The organism is Bradyrhizobium sp. in8p8, assembly GCF_000426845.1.
GTDB lineage: Bacteria > Pseudomonadota > Alphaproteobacteria > Rhizobiales > Xanthobacteraceae > Bradyrhizobium > Bradyrhizobium japonicum_C.
This window is the reverse complement of the sequence record NZ_AUGD01000020.1, coordinates 72405-89351: the sequence shown is the minus strand read 5'-3', so window position 1 is coordinate 89351 and position 16947 is coordinate 72405. Positions and strand designations below refer to the sequence as shown.

General features: G+C 62.7%; 11 protein-coding genes. All 11 read left to right on the top strand.

What is annotated here, in order from left to right:
- The coding region (locus K408_RS0132005; protein WP_028146089.1) for an integrase core domain-containing protein at positions 1–313 on the top strand (313 nt) is incomplete at its 5' end.
- Between the two features lie 651 nt (positions 314–964).
- Positions 965–1156, top strand: a complete 192-nt coding sequence (secE, locus tag K408_RS0131995; RefSeq protein WP_007611620.1) for a preprotein translocase subunit SecE — start codon at positions 965–967, stop codon at positions 1154–1156.
- Entirely contained in the window at positions 1156–1710 is a 555-nt protein-coding gene (nusG, locus tag K408_RS0131990) for a transcription termination/antitermination protein NusG (RefSeq protein WP_028146088.1), read from the top strand. Before secE ends, nusG begins: the two co-directional genes overlap by 1 nt.
- A gap of 219 nt (positions 1711–1929) precedes the next feature.
- Positions 1930–2358, top strand: coding sequence for a 50S ribosomal protein L11 (rplK, locus tag K408_RS0131985; RefSeq protein WP_011088164.1), 429 nt, complete (start codon positions 1930–1932; stop codon positions 2356–2358).
- Positions 2359–2364: 6 nt separating this feature from the next.
- The gene (gene rplA, locus K408_RS0131980; RefSeq protein ID WP_024342437.1) at positions 2365–3057 is read left to right on the top strand and encodes a 50S ribosomal protein L1; all 693 of its coding nucleotides are present in this window, start codon (positions 2365–2367) and stop codon (positions 3055–3057) included.
- A gap of 90 nt (positions 3058–3147) precedes the next feature.
- Positions 3148–4101 carry a 2-hydroxyacid dehydrogenase gene (locus tag K408_RS0131975; RefSeq protein ID WP_024342438.1) on the top strand — a complete coding sequence of 318 codons (954 nt, stop codon included), beginning with the start codon at positions 3148–3150 and terminating at the stop codon, positions 4099–4101.
- 584 nt (positions 4102–4685) lie between these two features.
- Positions 4686–5204, top strand: a complete 519-nt coding sequence (rplJ, locus tag K408_RS0131970; protein WP_024342439.1) for a 50S ribosomal protein L10 — start codon at positions 4686–4688, stop codon at positions 5202–5204.
- Between the two features lie 54 nt (positions 5205–5258).
- Complete coding sequence (rplL, locus tag K408_RS0131965) at positions 5259–5636, top strand: 50S ribosomal protein L7/L12 (RefSeq protein ID WP_024342440.1); 378 nt, start codon at positions 5259–5261, stop codon at positions 5634–5636.
- Positions 5637–6116: 480 nt separating this feature from the next.
- Positions 6117–10241 carry a DNA-directed RNA polymerase subunit beta gene (rpoB, locus tag K408_RS0131960; protein ID WP_024342441.1) on the top strand — a complete coding sequence of 1375 codons (4125 nt, stop codon included), beginning with the start codon at positions 6117–6119 and terminating at the stop codon, positions 10239–10241.
- Between the two features lie 128 nt (positions 10242–10369).
- Complete coding sequence (rpoC, locus tag K408_RS0131955; RefSeq protein WP_024342442.1) at positions 10370–14566, top strand: DNA-directed RNA polymerase subunit beta'; 4197 nt, start codon at positions 10370–10372, stop codon at positions 14564–14566.
- Between the two features lie 193 nt (positions 14567–14759).
- Entirely contained in the window at positions 14760–16814 is a 2055-nt protein-coding gene (locus K408_RS0131950) for an FAD-dependent oxidoreductase (RefSeq protein WP_024342443.1), read from the top strand.
- Positions 16815–16947 lie beyond the last annotated feature (133 nt).

Here is a 16947-nt window from a genome sequence, read left to right as displayed (position 1 = left end):
CGGCAAACCGACCCAGAATGCCTTCATCGAGAGCTTTAACGCCCGCCTGCGCGATGAACTCCTCAATGAGACGCTGTTCACTTCGCTCGCACAGGCGCGAGCCGTGCTGGCCGCCTGGAAAGACGACTACAACAACGCCCGGCCGCACAGCGCCCTGGGCAACCTCACGCCGACCGAATACGCCAAACGCAACGCTCTTGGGCCGCAACGGGACGGGACGCTGCGCTATGCCGAGGGCTCCGCGCCTCGCCCCGTTGCTTCACCGAGCCCCTTGGGCTCATATTCAACCGGGACTCTTTCCATTGCTGGATGAAGCGAGGGGCTCAGACCACGATCTGTGGCAGGCCGCATTCGCCGCAGGCCAGCACCTCGAACGGCTACTGCTCCTGCTGCTCGTCTTGGCCATGCCGAAGCCGATGCGCAATCGGCATTAGACCGAGGTCGATGACCGGACGCAGGTTGATCGAATGGCAAAGGCGGCATTGGTCGGTCACGGGTTTGACTCATTGGGAGAGTAGGACGAAATCAGCATCATTGGTTGGTTGTCATCGAACATTCGCGGCGCGACAATCGAATAGCAGCAGCACTCGATCTACGGCCCCCTCAGATGCTTGCCGCGAGCGTACCGATCCTTGTAACGTAGTCCTGCACGGTTCGGAGCCTGGATGGCGCCTTGCGGGGCAGGGATAAGCCCTTGATCCCACGCCGGTCTGCGCGGCCGTCGCGCGGCGCCGGCTGGTCCGTGCAAGCCCCGATACCTTGACCTTTAGCCCTATCCGCAGTAGATACCCCGCACTCGCAGCCGGCCCGTTAGACGCGGATTTCCGGCGCGGCCTTGAAATCCCCGAACAATCGAGCCCGGTTTCCGGCTCATCCTTCGCGACAGAGGGCTGGGTCAACAACGGCGGCTGTTCGGATCCCTGAAATTCATTTGCGTCTGTCGACGGACGTTGGACATCAAACGATGGCAGTCAGCCCGTTCAAGTTCTTGCAGGAAGTGCGCTCGGAAACTGCCAAGGTCACCTGGCCGACCCGCCGGGAGACCACGATCACCACCATCATGGTGTTCGTCATGGTCGCCGTCGCCTCGATCTTCTTCTTCGCCGCCGACCAGATCATCCGCTATCTCATCACCTTCCTCCTGGGCATTCACTGATGGCAACAGCAACCGCTCAAGTGTCCGACAAGCGCTGGTACATTGTCCACGCCTATTCGAACTTCGAGAAGAAGGTCGCCGAATCGATCCGCGAGCAGGCCAAGCAGCGCGGGCTCGAGGATCTGTTCGAACTGGTGCTGGTTCCGACCGAGAAGGTCACGGAAGTGCGCCGCGGCCGCAAGATCGACGCCGAGCGCAAGTTCTTCCCGGGCTATGTGCTGGTGAAGATGAAGCTGACCGACGAGGCGTTCCATCTGATCAAGAACACCCCGAAGGTGACGGGTTTCCTCGGCGCGGAAAACAAGCCGATGCCGATCTCGGAAGCCGAGGCCATGCGTATCCTGCACCAGGTGCAGGAAGGCGTGGAACGGCCGAAGGCGTCGGTATCATTCGAGATTGGCGAGAACGTGCGCGTGGCCGATGGCCCGTTCGCCTCGTTCTCGGGCGTCGTCGAGGAAATCGACGAGGCGCGCTCGCGCGTGAAGGTCGCGGTCTCGATCTTCGGTCGCGCGACGCCGGTCGAGCTGGAATTCGGTCAGGTCGAGAAGGTCTGATCGTTGGTCATTGCCGGGCTTGACCCGGCAATCCATCTCCTTTGCAGAAGTCTCTGCGAAGATGGATGGATGCCCGGATTCAAGTCTGGGCATGACAGAGTGGAGGCGGCGACGTCTCCGATGGAGGCCGTGGGAGGACGAGGGCGGTTGCCAGCCGCCTGAGATCCCGACCACGAACCTGAAACCGCCGGCGGCACGCCGGCACAACAGGAGTGATATATGGCAAAGAAAGTGACCGGATACCTGAAGCTTCAGGTCCCGGCCGGTGCGGCGAATCCTTCGCCCCCGATCGGTCCCGCGCTCGGTCAGCGCGGTCTCAACATCATGGAGTTCTGCAAGGCGTTCAACGCCCAGACCCAGAAGGAAGAGAAGAACACCCCGATCCCGGTGATCATCACCATCTATGCGGACCGTTCCTTCACCTTCGAGATGAAGACGCCGCCGATGTCCTACTTCCTCAAGCAGGCCGCCAAGATCCAGTCCGGCTCGAAGGCGCCGGGCCGTGACAAGGCCGGCAAGGTGACCAAGGCGCAGGTGCGCGAGATCGCCGAGAAGAAGATGAAGGACTTGAATTGCGACACCATCGAATCGGCCATGAAGATGGTCGAGGGCTCGGCCCGTTCGATGGGTCTGGAAGTTGCGGGGTAAGCGGTCATGGCAATCGGAAAGCGTTTGAACAAAGCCCGCGAAGGCATTGATCGCGAAAAGCTTTACCCGCTCGCGGACGCCATCAAGATGGTCAAGGAACGTGCGAAAGCGAAGTTCGACGAGACCATCGAGGTCGCGATCAATCTCGGCGTCGACCCCCGTCACGCCGACCAGATGGTTCGTGGCGTCGTAACCCTGCCGAACGGCACCGGCCGCACACTGCGCGTCGGCGTGTTCGCCCGCGGCGCCAAGGCCGATGAGGCCAAGGCGGCGGGTGCCGACGTTGTCGGAGCCGAGGATCTGGTCGAGAAGGTGCAGAACGGCAACATCGACTTCGACCGCTGCATCGCCACCCCCGACATGATGCCTCTGGTCGGCCGCCTCGGTAAGGTGCTCGGCCCGCGCGGCCTGATGCCAAACCCGAAGATCGGCACCGTGACCATGGACGTCACCGGTGCGGTGAAGGGGGCCAAGGGCGGCTCGGTCGAGTTCCGCGTCGAGAAGGCCGGCATCCTCCAGGCCGGCGTCGGCAAGGCCTCGTTCTCCGAGGAGAAGCTCGTCGAGAACATCAAGGCTCTGGCTGATGCTGTCTCGAAGGCGAAGCCGGCCGGCTCGAAGGGCACCTACATCCAGCGCGTGGCGGTGTCCTCGACGATGGGCCCAGGCGTGAAGGTCGAGCCGGGCACCATTCTCGGCTAAGGTTTGGAAATTGCATGAGGCGAGGGGCGGAATTGGGCAACCGATTCCGCCCCTCGTCGTTTGTGACGGCTTTCACCGGAAACAAGAACAATGACTGACAAGGTCCTGATCTACTCGCGCTTTCCCAAGTCGATGATGGTGCGTTTCGCTGAGCGTTTCGAGTTGCTCGATACCGGTGGCAAGCCCGCGCACGAGGTATTTTCGGCTGATGAGCTGAGCGGCATCCGCGCGATGCTGACGGCGGGCGGCACCCCGCTCGGCCCGGAGGCGATGGACGAGTTTCCAAAGCTGGGTGCCATCGTCTGCTATGGCACCGGCTATGACGGCGTCGACTTGAAGGCGGCAGCCAGCCGCAACATCGCGGTCGGGCACAGTCCGGGCGCCAATGCGGCCTCGGTCGCCGATATCGCGATGACCCTGATGCTGGCGACGACGCGGCGGATCCTGGTGGCCGACCAGTATGTCCGCAGCGGCGATTGGGCTGCGTCAAAACAGTCGCCGATGATGCGGCCCCAGGTCGGCATGCCCGGGCGCCGGATCGGCGTCTACGGCATGGGCGAGATCGGCCGCAAGATCGCGGCGCGCTGCGCCGCCTTCGAGAGCGAGGTCGGCTATTTCAGCCGCACCAGATACGATCTGCCCTATCGATATTTCCCCTCTCTGGAGGCGCTCGTCGACTGGTGCAGCGTGCTGATGATTGCCGTGCGGGCAGGGGGCGAGACCCAGCACGTGGTCAATGGCGATATCCTGAGGCGGCTTGGCGCGGATGGCTATGTCGTCAACATCTCCCGCGGCTCGGTCATCGACGAGAAAGCCTTGGTCGCGGCCCTCTCCGACAAAACCATCGCTGGCGCGGGCCTAGACGTCTATGAGAAGGAACCGCACGCGCCTGACGCGCTGACCGCGCTTCCAAATGTCGTGTTCGCCCCGCATATCGGCGGCCACACCGTCGAATCGCACGTCGCCATGCAGAATTGCGTGCTGGCGAATCTCACCGCGTTCTTCGAGGGGAAGCCGCTACCTTATGCGGTCAAATCCGCCTGAATCGGCCCTTTTCGGCCGTTTCAAGTCCGGCCGGCAACGAACTGGAATTGGTGTGAATTTTGCTCTTGGCAAGCGGGCATAGAGCGGTTAAAGAACCGCCTCCGGACGTGCCGGCCTCGGCTGGCGCGTTCGTGCACGCATCCCGAAAAACCCGATACGACAGGAGATCATTCCTTTTCAGGACGTCCGTAAGGATTTGCCGGAAAAGGAAGAGAGAAATCCGTCGGTTGGCTGGGGTGCGGGCAGAGGTCGGGCGGTTCGCCGGCTGACCTTGTCCTGTCCAAGACTGCAGGCGCCGGCGGGGAATTTCGATTTCTCAACGGCTTAATCGCATAGCCTGCATAGACGGGTGAAGACCGGATTTCACTTCGCACCCAGCTTTAGCGGCTGGTTTCGCGAAACGGGTCTGGTTCGGACCTCGACACGCCGTGGGCCTCATGGGCTCCCGGAGGGCAGGCTTTGAATTGTCGTCTTGCCCGGCGTGTCCGAAGGGCTTTGCCCCGGAGGTTCAGGTTTGGGTGGGACGATGGGTGCAACCCGGTGGTCCCGCTTTTGCGATGACCGCCAACCGGAGAGAGCTTGCTGTGGAACGAGCGGCAAAAAAAGAAGCGGTCGAACAGCTCCATGAGGTCTTCAAGACCACGGGCGTCGCGATCGTTGCTCAATATTCCGGCCTCACCGTCGCCCAGATGCAGACTCTGCGCAAGCAGATGCGGCAGGCTGGCGCATCGGTGAAGGTCTCGAAGAACCGTCTCGCCAAAATTGCTCTTGAAGGCACTGACGTCGTTGCCATCGGCCCCATGCTGAAGGGACCGACCGTGATCGCGACTTCCAGCGATCCGGTAGCGGCGCCGAAGGTCGCCATCGACTTCGCCAAGGCGAACGAAAAGTTCGTCATCGTCGGCGGATCGATGGGGAAGACCGTCCTGAATGTCGACGGCGTGAAGGCGCTTGCCTCGCTACCGTCGCTTGACGAACTGCGCGGCAAGATCGTCGGCCTCATCGTGGCCCCGGCGACCAAGCTGGCCCAGCTCGCCAACGCGCCCGCGGGCAAGCTCGCACGCGTCATCCAGGCTCATGCCTCAAAGGGCGAAGCGGCCTGACGCCCTTCGCAAAACTCAAACCCGAACCAGACTTACACTTAAGGAAACTGAACAATGGCTGACTTGCAGAAGATCGTTGACGACCTCTCGAGCCTCACCGTGCTCGAAGCTGCCGAGCTCGCGAAGCTCCTCGAAGAGAAGTGGGGCGTTTCGGCTGCCGCGGCTGTCGCCGTGGCCGGCCCGGCCGCAGGTGGCGCCGCCGCCGCTCCGGCCGAAGAGAAGACCGAGTTCACGGTCGTTCTCGCCAGCGCCGGCGACAAGAAGATCGAGGTCATCAAGGAAGTCCGCGCCATCACTGGTCTCGGCCTGAAGGAAGCAAAGGACCTCGTCGAGGGTGCTCCGAAGCCGCTGAAGGAAGGCGTGAACAAGGAAGAAGCCGACAAGATCAAGGCCCAGCTCGAGAAGGCTGGCGCCAAGGTCGAGCTCAAGTAAGCAGCACTTACTGGCAAGGATCCCGGCTGCGTTCGGCGCGGTCGGGGTCTTGGTCCGCTGCTCCAGAGGGTGGCCGAGATGCAAAAGGCGTGCGACGGAACCTCCCGACGTAGGCCGAACACGAAAAAGTGTGGAGATTTGAGGGTTTGACCCTCGAATCTGCACTATTGTCGCCCCATATCGGGTCGACAGCACGAAAGCGCGGTGGGCAGGGATGCCGGATTTCCCTGTAAGCCGTTGGGAGAGCAGGTTATTTCGGGCTTTTGCAGTCCGTGAAGTTGGTCGATGTGACGGGCGGGTGCGCTCTTGCGCCCCGCGCGTCGTTTTGCGTTTTGAAGGTCTGAAGAACAGATTCAGGACATTCCTGCCTGAAGCTGAGGCTCCAGCCCCAAGACGGTTCGAAGAATTCAACCCGGAGAGCGGTGGCAGCCGCGTTCCGGACGGCGCGCCCCGAGCGGGCGACGAAAATGAGAGGCCACGATGGCGCAGCAGACATTCACCGGTCGCAAACGAGTTCGCAAGTTCTTCGGACACATCAAGGAAGTCGCCGAGATGCCGAACCTCATCGAGGTTCAGAAGGCGTCCTATGATCAGTTCCTGATGGTCGACGAGCCCCCGGGCGGCCGTCTCGACGAAGGTCTGCAGGCGGTGTTCCGCTCGGTGTTTCCGATTTCCGACTTCTCGGGCACCTCGATGCTGGAATTCGTCCGCTACGAGTTCGAGCAGCCGAAATACGACGTCGACGAGTGCCGTCAGCGCGGCATGACCTTCGCTGCACCCCTCAAGGTGACGCTGCGTCTGATCGTGTTCGATATCGACGAGGAAACGGGCGCCAAGTCGGTGAAGGACATCAAGGAGCAGGACGTCTACATGGGCGACATCCCGCTCATGACGATGAACGGCACCTTCATCGTCAACGGTACCGAGCGCGTCATCGTCTCGCAGATGCACCGGTCGCCCGGCGTGTTCTTCGACCACGACAAGGGCAAGACCCATTCCTCGGGCAAGCTGCTATTCGCCGCCCGCGTCATCCCGTATCGCGGCTCCTGGCTCGATATCGAGTTCGACGCCAAGGACATCGTCTATGCGCGTATCGACCGTCGCCGCAAGATTCCGGTGACGTCGCTGATGTTCGCTCTCGGCCTCGACGGCGAGGCGATCCTGTCCACGTTCTACAAGAAGATTCTCTACAAGCGGACGAAGGAGGGCTGGCGTGTTCCGTTCGACGCCAACCGTTTCCGCGGCTACTCGACCGTCAACGACCTGATCGACGCCGACACCGGCAAGGTCGTGCTCGAGGCCGGCAAGAAGCTCACTGTCCGCGCCGCGCGCCAGCTCCAGGAGAAGGGGCTGAAGGCGCTGCGCATGGCTGACGAGGAACTGGTCGGCAACTACGTCGCCGAGGATCTCGTCAACCCGAAGACCGGCGAGATCCACGCCGAGGCCGGTGAGGAAATCACCGACAAGCTGATGAAGGCGCTCAACGAGCAGGGATACAAGGAGCTGCCGCTGCTCGACATCGACCATGTCAATGTCGGACCCTACATCCGCAATACGCTGTCGGCCGACAAGAACATGACGCGTGAGGACGCGCTGTTCGACATCTACCGCGTGATGCGTCCGGGCGAGCCGCCGACGCTGGAATCGGCGCAGGCGATGTTCCAGTCGCTGTTCTTCGACGCAGAACGCTACGACCTCTCCGCGGTCGGTCGCGTCAAGATGAACATGCGCCTCGACCTCGATGCGCCCGACACCCAGCGCACGCTTCGCAAGGAGGACATCCTCTCCGTCATCAAGACGCTGGTGGATCTGCGCGACGGCAAGGGCGAGATCGACGACATCGACCATCTCGGCAACCGCCGTGTGCGTTCGGTCGGCGAGCTCATGGAGAACCAGTACCGCATCGGCCTGCTGCGCATGGAGCGCGCGATCAAGGAGCGCATGTCCTCGGTCGACATCGACACGGTCATGCCGCAGGACCTGATCAACGCGAAGCCCGCAGCTGCCGCCGTGCGCGAGTTCTTCGGCTCCTCGCAGCTCTCGCAGTTCATGGACCAGACCAACCCGCTGTCGGAAATCACCCACAAGCGCCGCCTGTCGGCGCTTGGACCGGGCGGTCTGACCCGCGAGCGCGCCGGCTTCGAGGTGCGCGACGTGCATCCGACGCATTACGGCCGCATCTGCCCGATCGAGACGCCGGAAGGTCCGAACATCGGCCTGATCAACTCGCTCGCGACCTTCGCGCGCGTGAACAAGTACGGCTTCGTCGAGACGCCGTACCGCAAGGTCAAGGACGGCCGTGTCACCGACGAGGTCGTGTACCTGTCGGCGATGGAAGAGGGACGCTATTCCGTGGCTCAGGCCAACGTGCCGGTCGACGCCAAGGGTCGCTTCACCGAAGACCTGGTGGTCTGCCGCTCGAGCGGCACCCGCGACGTCGTGCCGATGACGCCCGACAAGGTCGACTACATGGACGTGTCGCCGAAGCAGCTGGTTTCGGTCGCCGCGGCGCTGATTCCGTTCCTCGAGAACGACGACGCCAACCGCGCGCTGATGGGCTCGAACATGCAGCGCCAGGCGGTGCCGCTGGTTCGCGCCGAGGCGCCGTTCGTCGGCACCGGCATGGAGGGTGTGGTTGCCCGTGACTCGGGTGCCGCGATCGCGGCGCGCCGCTCCGGCGTGATCGACCAGATCGACGCGACCCGCGTCGTCATCCGCGCGACGGAAGATCTCGATCCCACCAAGTCGGGCGTCGATATCTACCGTCTGATGAAGTACCAGCGCTCCAACCAGTCGACCTGCATCAACCAGCGTCCGCTGGTGAAGGTCGGTGACGTCGTCAAGAAGGGCGACATCATCGCCGACGGTCCGTCGACCGATCTCGGCGAACTCGCGCTCGGCCGAAACGTGCTGGTCGCGTTCATGCCGTGGAACGGCTACAACTTCGAAGACTCGATCCTGCTCTCCGAGCGGATCGTGAAGGAAGACGTCTTCACCTCGATCCACATCGAGGAGTTCGAGGTGATGGCGCGCGACACCAAGCTCGGACCTGAGGAAATCACCCGCGACATCCCGAACGTCTCAGAAGAAGCGCTGAAGAACCTCGACGAGGCCGGCATCGTCTACATCGGCGCTGAGGTGCGCGCCGGCGACATCCTGGTCGGCAAGATCACGCCGAAGGGCGAAAGCCCGATGACGCCGGAAGAAAAGCTCCTGCGCGCCATCTTCGGCGAGAAGGCCTCCGACGTTCGCGACACCTCGCTGCGCGTCCCTCCGGGCGTGCAGGGCACGATCGTTGAAGTGCGCGTGTTCAACCGCCATGGCGTCGACAAGGACGAGCGCGCGCTGGCGATCGAGCGGGAAGAGATCGAGCGCCTCGCCAAGGACCGCGACGACGAGCAGGCCATCCTGGACCGCAACGTCTACAACCGTCTTGCCGAGCTCCTCGAGGGGCGGCAGGGCATCGCAGGCCCGAAAGGCTTCAAGAAGGACACCAAGATCACCCGTGCGGTGCTCGAGGAGTACCCGAAGTCGCAATGGTGGCTGTTCGCTTCGCCCAACGACAAGCTGATGGCCGAGATCGAGGCCATGCGGAAGCAGTACGACGAGTCGAAGAAGGGGCTGGAACAGCGCTTCCTCGACAAGGTCGAGAAGCTTCAGCGCGGCGACGAGCTTCCGCCCGGCGTGATGAAGATGGTCAAGGTCTTCGTCGCGGTGAAGCGCAAGATCCAGCCCGGCGACAAGATGGCCGGCCGCCACGGCAACAAGGGCGTGGTGTCGAAGATCGTGCCGATCGAGGACATGCCGTTCCTCGAAGACGGCACGCATGCCGACATCGTACTCAATCCGCTCGGCGTGCCTTCGCGCATGAACGTCGGACAGATCCTCGAGACCCATCTCGGCTGGGCCTGCGCCGGCCTCGGCAAGCGTATCGGCCAGACGGTCGATGCCTATCTGTCGAAGCAGGACATCAAGCCACTGAAGGAAACCTTGAAGAAGGTCTACGGCGAGGACGAGACGATCAAGTCGCTCAACGACAACGAGCTGCTCGAACTCGGCCATAACCTCAGCCGCGGCGTTCCGATCGCGACGCCGGTGTTCGACGGGGCCAAGGAAGCCGACATCGAGGAGATGCTGAAGCTTGCCGGTCTCGACGCGTCGGGGCAGTCGACCGTCTATGACGGCCGCACCGGCGATCCGTTCGATCGCAAGGTGACGGTGGGCTACATCTACATGCTCAAGCTGCACCATCTGGTCGACGACAAGATCCACGCGCGTTCGATCGGTCCGTACTCGCTCGTCACCCAGCAGCCGCTGGGCGGCAAGGCGCAGTTCGGCGGCCAGCGCTTCGGCGAAATGGAGGTGTGGGCGCTCGAGGCTTACGGCGCGGCGTACACGCTCCAGGAGATGCTGACGGTGAAGTCGGACGACGTCGCCGGCCGTACCAAGGTGTACGAGGCGATCGTGCGCGGCGACGACACGTTCGAGGCCGGTATTCCGGAATCGTTCAACGTGCTGGTCAAGGAAATGCGCTCGCTCGGCCTCAACGTCGACTTGCATAACTCCAAGATGGGACCGGCGCCGACGTCGGAAGCGGCCGAGTAATACGATCTTTCATGCCCGGCCCTCGCGGCCGGGCATTGGTGCCCCTCCCGAGGCCTTGAGGGCAGGGCGCCCCGCTAAGTGATTTTCGAATTTGCGGCCGGAGGCGACCGGCACGCGAGGAGAAGACGATGAACCAAGAAATTATGAATCTCTTCAATCCGACGACGCCGGCTCAGGTCTTCGACCAGATCCGGATCTCGATCGCGTCTCCGGAAAAGATTCTGTCCTGGTCCTACGGCGAGATCAAGAAGCCGGAGACCATCAACTACCGCACCTTCAAGCCCGAGCGCGACGGCCTGTTCTGCGCGCGCATCTTCGGGCCGATCAAGGACTACGAGTGCTTGTGCGGCAAGTACAAGCGCATGAAGTACAAGGGCATCATCTGCGAGAAGTGCTCGGTCGAGGTCACGCTGTCGCGCGTTCGGCGCGAGCGCATGGGCCACATCGAACTCGCAGCCCCCGTCGCCCACATCTGGTTCCTGAAGTCGCTGCCCTCGCGCATCGGTCTTCTGCTGGATATGACGCTCAAGGATCTCGAGCGGATCCTCTACTTCGAATATTACGTCGTGCTGGAGCCGGGTCTCACCGCGCTGAAGGACCGTCAGCTGCTGTCGGAAGACGAATATCTGAAGGCACAGGACGAGTACGGCCAGGATTCCTTCACCGCCATGATCGGCGCGGAGGCGATCCGTGAGCTGCTCAAGGGCATGGACCTCGAGAAGCTCGAGGCCTCCTTGCGCGTCGAGATGCAGGAGACCGACTCCGACATCAAGCACAAGAAGCTCGCCAAGCGCCTGAAGATCGTGGAAGCGTTCCGCCACTCCGGCAACAAGCCGGAATGGATGATCATGACCGTGGTCCCGGTGATTCCGCCGGACCTGCGTCCGCTGGTGCCGCTGGACGGCGGCCGCTTCGCGACCTCGGACCTCAACGATCTCTACCGCCGTGTCATCAACCGCAACAACCGGTTGAAGCGGCTGATGGAGCTGCGCGCGCCCGACATCATCATCCGCAACGAGAAGCGCATGCTTCAGGAGGCCGTCGACGCGCTGTTCGACAACGGCCGCCGTGGTCGCGTCATCACCGGCGCCAACAAGCGTCCGCTGAAGTCGCTCGCCGACATGCTCAAGGGCAAGCAGGGCCGCTTCCGTCAGAACCTGCTCGGCAAGCGCGTCGACTATTCGGGCCGCTCGGTGATCGTGGTCGGTCCCGAACTGCGCCTGCATCAGTGCGGCCTGCCGAAGAAGATGGCGCTCGAACTGTTCAAGCCGTTCATCTACTCGCGGCTTGACGCCAAGGGTCTGTCCACCACCGTGAAGCAGGCCAAGAAGCTGGTCGAGAAGGAGCGGCCCGAGGTCTGGGACATCCTGGACGAGGTCATCCGCGAGCATCCGGTGCTGCTCAACCGCGCGCCGACGCTGCATCGCCTGGGCATCCAGGCGTTCGAGCCCGTGCTCATCGAGGGCAAGGCGATCCAGCTCCACCCGCTGGTCTGCTCCGCCTTCAACGCCGACTTCGACGGCGACCAGATGGCCGTCCACGTTCCGCTGTCGCTTGAAGCGCAGCTGGAAGCGCGCGTCCTGATGATGTCGACCAACAACATCCTGCATCCGGCGAACGGTCAGCCGATCATCGTGCCGTCGCAGGACATCGTGCTCGGCCTGTACTACGTCTCGATCATGCGCGAAGGCCTGCCCGGCGAGGGCAAGGTGTTCGGCGACATGGCCGAACTCGAGCACGCGCTGCACGCGAAGGTCATCCACCTCCACACCAAGATCAAGTACCGGTGGGAAGGCATGGACGAGACCGGCAAGGTCTCCAAGCGCTGGATCGAAACCACCGCCGGCCGCGTCATGCTCGGCAATCTGCTGCCGAAGAACCCGCGGATTTCGTACGAGATCATCAACAAGCTGATGACCAAGCGCGAGATCTCCGGCGTCATCGACCAGGTCTACCGCCACTGCGGTCAGAAGGAGACCGTGATCTTCTGCGACCGCATCATGGCGCTCGGCTTCTACAACGCGTTCAAGGCCGGCATCTCGTTCGGCAAGGACGACATGGTCGTGCCGCACGGCAAGTGGAAGATCGTCGACACCACCCGTACGCTGGCGAAGGATTTCGAGCAGCAGTACAACGACGGTCTGATCACGCACGGCGAGAAGTACAACAAGGTCGTCGACGCCTGGTCGAAGGCCACGGAAGAAATCGCCAAGGCGATGATGAAGGAGATCTCCGCCACCAAGAAGACGGCGAGCGGAGCCGACGCCGACATCAACTCGATCTACATGATGGCTCACTCCGGTGCCCGCGGTTCGCCGGCCCAGATGCGCCAGCTCGCCGGCATGCGCGGCCTGATGGCCAAGCCGTCGGGTGAGATCATCGAGACGCCGATCATCTCGAACTTCAAGGAAGGCCTCTCGGTGCTCGAGTACTTCAACTCGACCCACGGCGCCCGCAAGGGCCTCGCGGACACCGCGTTGAAGACCGCGAACTCCGGCTACCTGACCCGTCGTCTCGTCGACGTGGCGCAGGACTGCATCATCACGCAGAGCGACTGCGGAACCAAGCTCGGCATCAAGATGCGCGCCATCGTCGACGCCGGCACCGTGGTCGCTTCGCTTGGCTCGCGCATCCTCGGACGCACGGCCTGCGAAGACGTGCGTGACAGCTCGGGCAAGGTGATCGTCAAGCGCGATACGCTGATGGAAGAGAGCCACGTGGATGCCATCCATCAGGCCGGCATCCAGGAGGTGAAGATCCGCTCGGCGCTGACCTGCGAGCTCGTCAACGGCATCTGCGGCAAGTGCTACGGCCGTGACCTCGCCCGCGGCACGCCGGTCAACCACGGCGAAGCGGTCGGCGTCATCGCGGCGCAATCGATCGGCGAGCCCGGTACCCAGCTGACCATGCGCACCTTCCACATCGGTGGTGCGGCGCAGCTCAACGAGCAGTCCTTCGTCGAAGCCAACTTCGACGGCAAGATCGTGATCAGGAACAAGGCCATCGCCCGCAACAGCGAAGGTCACCTGATCGCGATGGTGCGCAACATGGTTGTCGCGATCGTCGATGCCGACGGCACCGAGCGTGCAACGCACCGTATTCAGTACGGTTCGCGCCTGCACGTCGACGAGGGCGACATGGTCAAGCGCGGCCAGCGTATCGTCGAGTGGGATCCCTACACCCGTCCACTGCTCACCGAAGTCGAAGGAACCATCGGCTTCGAGGATCTTGTCGAGGGGCAGTCGATCTCGGAAACGCTGGACGAAGCCACCGGTATCGCCAAGCGCGTGGTCATCGACTGGCGCTCGACGCGCGGCGGCTCGGACCTGCGTCCGGCCATCGTGGTCAAGGGCAAGGACGGCAAGGTGCTCAAGCTCGCTCGCGGCGGCGATGCCCGCTACATGCTGTCGGTCGACGCCATTCTCTCTGTCGACATTGGAGCCAAGGTTGCGCCGGGCGACATCCTCGCCCGTGTCTCGACCGAAAGCGCCAAGACGCGTGACATCACCGGCGGTCTGCCGCGCGTGGCGGAACTGTTCGAGGCCCGGCGCCCGAAGGATGCGGCGATCATCGCCGAAATCGCGGGCACCATCCGGTTCGGACGCGACTACAAGAACAAGCGTCGCATCTCGATCGAGCCGATGGACAAGACCGACGAGCCGCGCGAGTACCTGATCCCGAAGGGCAAGCACATCCACCTTCAGGACGGCGACGTCGTCGAAAAGGGCGACTTCATCGTGGAGGGCAACCCGGCGCCGCACGACATCCTGGCGGTGAAGGGCATCGAGGAACTCGCGGCCTATCTGGTCAACGAGATCCAGGAGGTCTACCGGCTGCAAGGCGTGCTCATCAACGACAAGCACATCGAGGTGATTGTCCGTCAGATGCTCCAGAAGGTGGAAGTCACCGACCAGGGCGATACGGACATGATCTCGGGCGAGCAGGTCGACAAGATCGAGTTCGATGCGCTGAACGCGAAGGCCAAGGAAGAGGGCAAGAAACCCGCCACGGGAACGCCGGTTCTGCTCGGCATCACCAAGGCGAGCCTGCAGACCCGGTCCTTCTTCTCGGCGGCATCGTTCCAGGAGACCACACGCGTCCTCACCGAAGCGGCGGTCAACGGCAAGATCGATCCGCTCGAGGGCCTCAAGGAGAACGTCATCGTCGGCCGGCTGATCCCGGCGGGCACCGGCGCCTCCATGGCCAAGATCCGCGAAGTCGCCATGAAGCGCGACAAGCTGATCCTGGACGAGCGCGAGAAGCAGGCGGCCGTCGTGTCGCCCGCACCGGAAGCCGAGCTTCCTGCTCTGCCGCCTGCGGAATGATCGTTCATCCGTAGGAATACGTAGGACAATGAAAAGGCCGGCTTTTGCCGGCCTTTTTGCTGCTATCTTTGCCTGCTGCGACGCAGGCTCAGCCTCCATTCATCTTTCCTTCAGCCGCAAAAGGGCTTCTGCTAGGAGAGCGTAGACCGGTGGTCCCGCGATGGGGGCAGGGCCGGAAGACCACGGAACCCACATGCTTGATCTCGCAATCGTAGGCGGCGGCCCCGGCGGGCTGATGAGCGCCTGGTATCTGAAGCGTAAGCTCGGCGATCTCTGTCGCGTCACCATCTACGAGGCTTCCGATCGGCTCGGCGGCAAGATCGTCACGCGCAAATTCGATTCAGCCCCCGCGATGTACGAGGCCGGCGTTGCCGAGATCTACGACTACTCGATGACGGGACCCGATCCGCTGCGCGAATTGATCCAGCATTTCGGCCTCCAGACCATCCCGATGGACGCCGAGCAGGTACATTTTGGCGGCGAACTCATCAATGATGTGCCCGGCATGCGCCGCAGATATGGCGCCAAGACCGCGGACGCGATCGAGGCGTTCCGGAAGCGCTGCACCGAGGCAATGTCGCCCGTCGAGTATTACGAGGGCGTTGGTGCGCACGACAACGAGAATCCCTGGGCTTACAAGACCGCCGAGCAGGTGCTCGACGAGGAGGTCGAGGACGAGACGGCAAAGCGTTTCTTCAAGGTGATGGCGCGGTCCGACATCGCGACCGAGAGCCACAACACCAACGGTCTCAATGCCCTCAAGAACTATCTGATGGACGTCGATGGCTATATCGGCCTCTATTCCATCCAGAACGGCAACGAGCAGCTGATCGAATGCCTGCAGTCCGAGGTCAACGCGGACATCCAGCTCAATCACCGCGTGCTCACCGTCGGCAAGGCGCCGACCGGCCGCTATCAGCTCAAGATGATGAACGGCAAGGGACCGGAGATCCGCGATTTCGATCTCGTGCTGGTCTGCCTGCCGCATTCCTGGCTCGCCACCCTCGGCTGGGAGGGCGAGCAGCTGCGCAGGTCGATGGTCAAGCACGTTGCCTACTTCGATCGTCCCGCTCATTATTTGCGCGTGTCGATCCTGTTCGACGAGCCGTTCTGGGGCGAGAAGATTCCCGGAGCCTGGTTCATGTCGGAGGCCTTCGGCGGCTGCTGCGTCTACAATGAGGGTGCGCGTCACGACGTCGGCAAGCATGGCGTTCTGAACTGGCTCATCCCCGGCTCCGACGCGCTGGCTTTCGCCAATCTGTCGGACGGGGAGCTGATCGATGCCGCCCTGAAGTCGCTGCCGGCGTCTCTCGGCGATGCGCGTTTGCATTTCATGGAAGGCAAGATCCACCGCTGGCTGTCGTCGGTGAACGCAATTCCAGGCGGCTTGCCGGTGCGCGACGTCATGACCAATCACCGGCCCGAGCCGAAGGATCATCCCGGAATCGTCGTGGTCGGCGACTATCTGTTCGACTCGACGCTGAACGGTCTGCTCGACTCCTCGGACGCAGCGACCGACATTATCCTGACCGAGATGATGCGCCTGCGCCGCGAACGCACGCAGGAGGATAAGCCGCTTTCGAACAAGATCGATCGCGATTATTTCGAGAACTATCGCGGCCTCGGACCCTATCACCAGGCCTGGCGCCACTTCACCGACCCCGATTACCTCACCAGACTGATCAGCATCGTCTGGGGCAAGGCGACGGGCGCCAAGATGCTGGTCGCGGGTTCCGCCAGCGGAGAATTGGTCGGTGCGCTGCGCGATCGCGGCATCGATGCATGGGGAATCGAGAACAATCGCGGCATCCACGCCAAGACGCCAAAAGCGCTGAAGAAGTACAACAAGCTCGGCTCGATCACTGACATGCCGTTCAAGGACCGCGCGTTCGATTTCGTGTTTGAGACCAGCCTCTGTCACGTTGCCCCCAGGCAGGTGGGCCGCGCGATCCGCGAGCTCAACCGCGTGGTCAAGACCGGCCTCGTGTTCGGCTCGATCACCTCGGACATGGCGCCGGCATTGATCGACCGATACGATCTCCTGCGCGGCGTCAAGAAGCTGGGTACCTGGTGGGAATGGTCCGAACTGTTCTTCGGCAACGGCTTCGATCTGTCGATGCACCGCAAGGATTGCACCGATGCGCTCTGGGAAGCGACGCTCGCCGCGAACAAGGGGCCTGGGCAATGGTACGCCGACGCCGACAGCTTGCGTTATTCCTTCTTCGACAAGGTCGAGGACGAGGATTAGCCCGCGGGATGCGGTGCGAATTCGCCAATTGTTTTGCCGAATTCATCCTGATCGCATAGAATCGGTGCAATAGCGGTTGCCGCTATTCCTGCATTCTCTGCGGTCATGCCGGCCGTCAGCATCGGTTGGTTTC

Excerpts from the sequence above, each read along its gene's own strand:
- secE (WP_007611620.1), top strand. The coding sequence starts at position 965 with ATGGCAGTCAGCCCGTTCAAGTTCTTGCAGGAAGTGCGCTCGGAAACT.
- rplL (WP_024342440.1), top strand. The coding sequence starts at position 5,259 with ATGGCTGACTTGCAGAAGATCGTTGACGACCTCTCGAGCCTCACCGTG.
- rpoB (WP_024342441.1), top strand. The coding sequence starts at position 6,117 with ATGGCGCAGCAGACATTCACCGGTCGCAAACGAGTTCGCAAGTTCTTC.
- K408_RS0131950 (WP_024342443.1), top strand. The coding sequence starts at position 14,760 with ATGCTTGATCTCGCAATCGTAGGCGGCGGCCCCGGCGGGCTGATGAGC.
- rplA (WP_024342437.1), top strand. The coding sequence starts at position 2,365 with ATGGCAATCGGAAAGCGTTTGAACAAAGCCCGCGAAGGCATTGATCGC.
- K408_RS0131975 (WP_024342438.1), top strand. The coding sequence starts at position 3,148 with ATGACTGACAAGGTCCTGATCTACTCGCGCTTTCCCAAGTCGATGATG.
- nusG (WP_028146088.1), top strand. The coding sequence starts at position 1,156 with ATGGCAACAGCAACCGCTCAAGTGTCCGACAAGCGCTGGTACATTGTC.
- rpoC (WP_024342442.1), top strand. The coding sequence starts at position 10,370 with ATGAACCAAGAAATTATGAATCTCTTCAATCCGACGACGCCGGCTCAG.
- rplK (WP_011088164.1), top strand. The coding sequence starts at position 1,930 with ATGGCAAAGAAAGTGACCGGATACCTGAAGCTTCAGGTCCCGGCCGGT.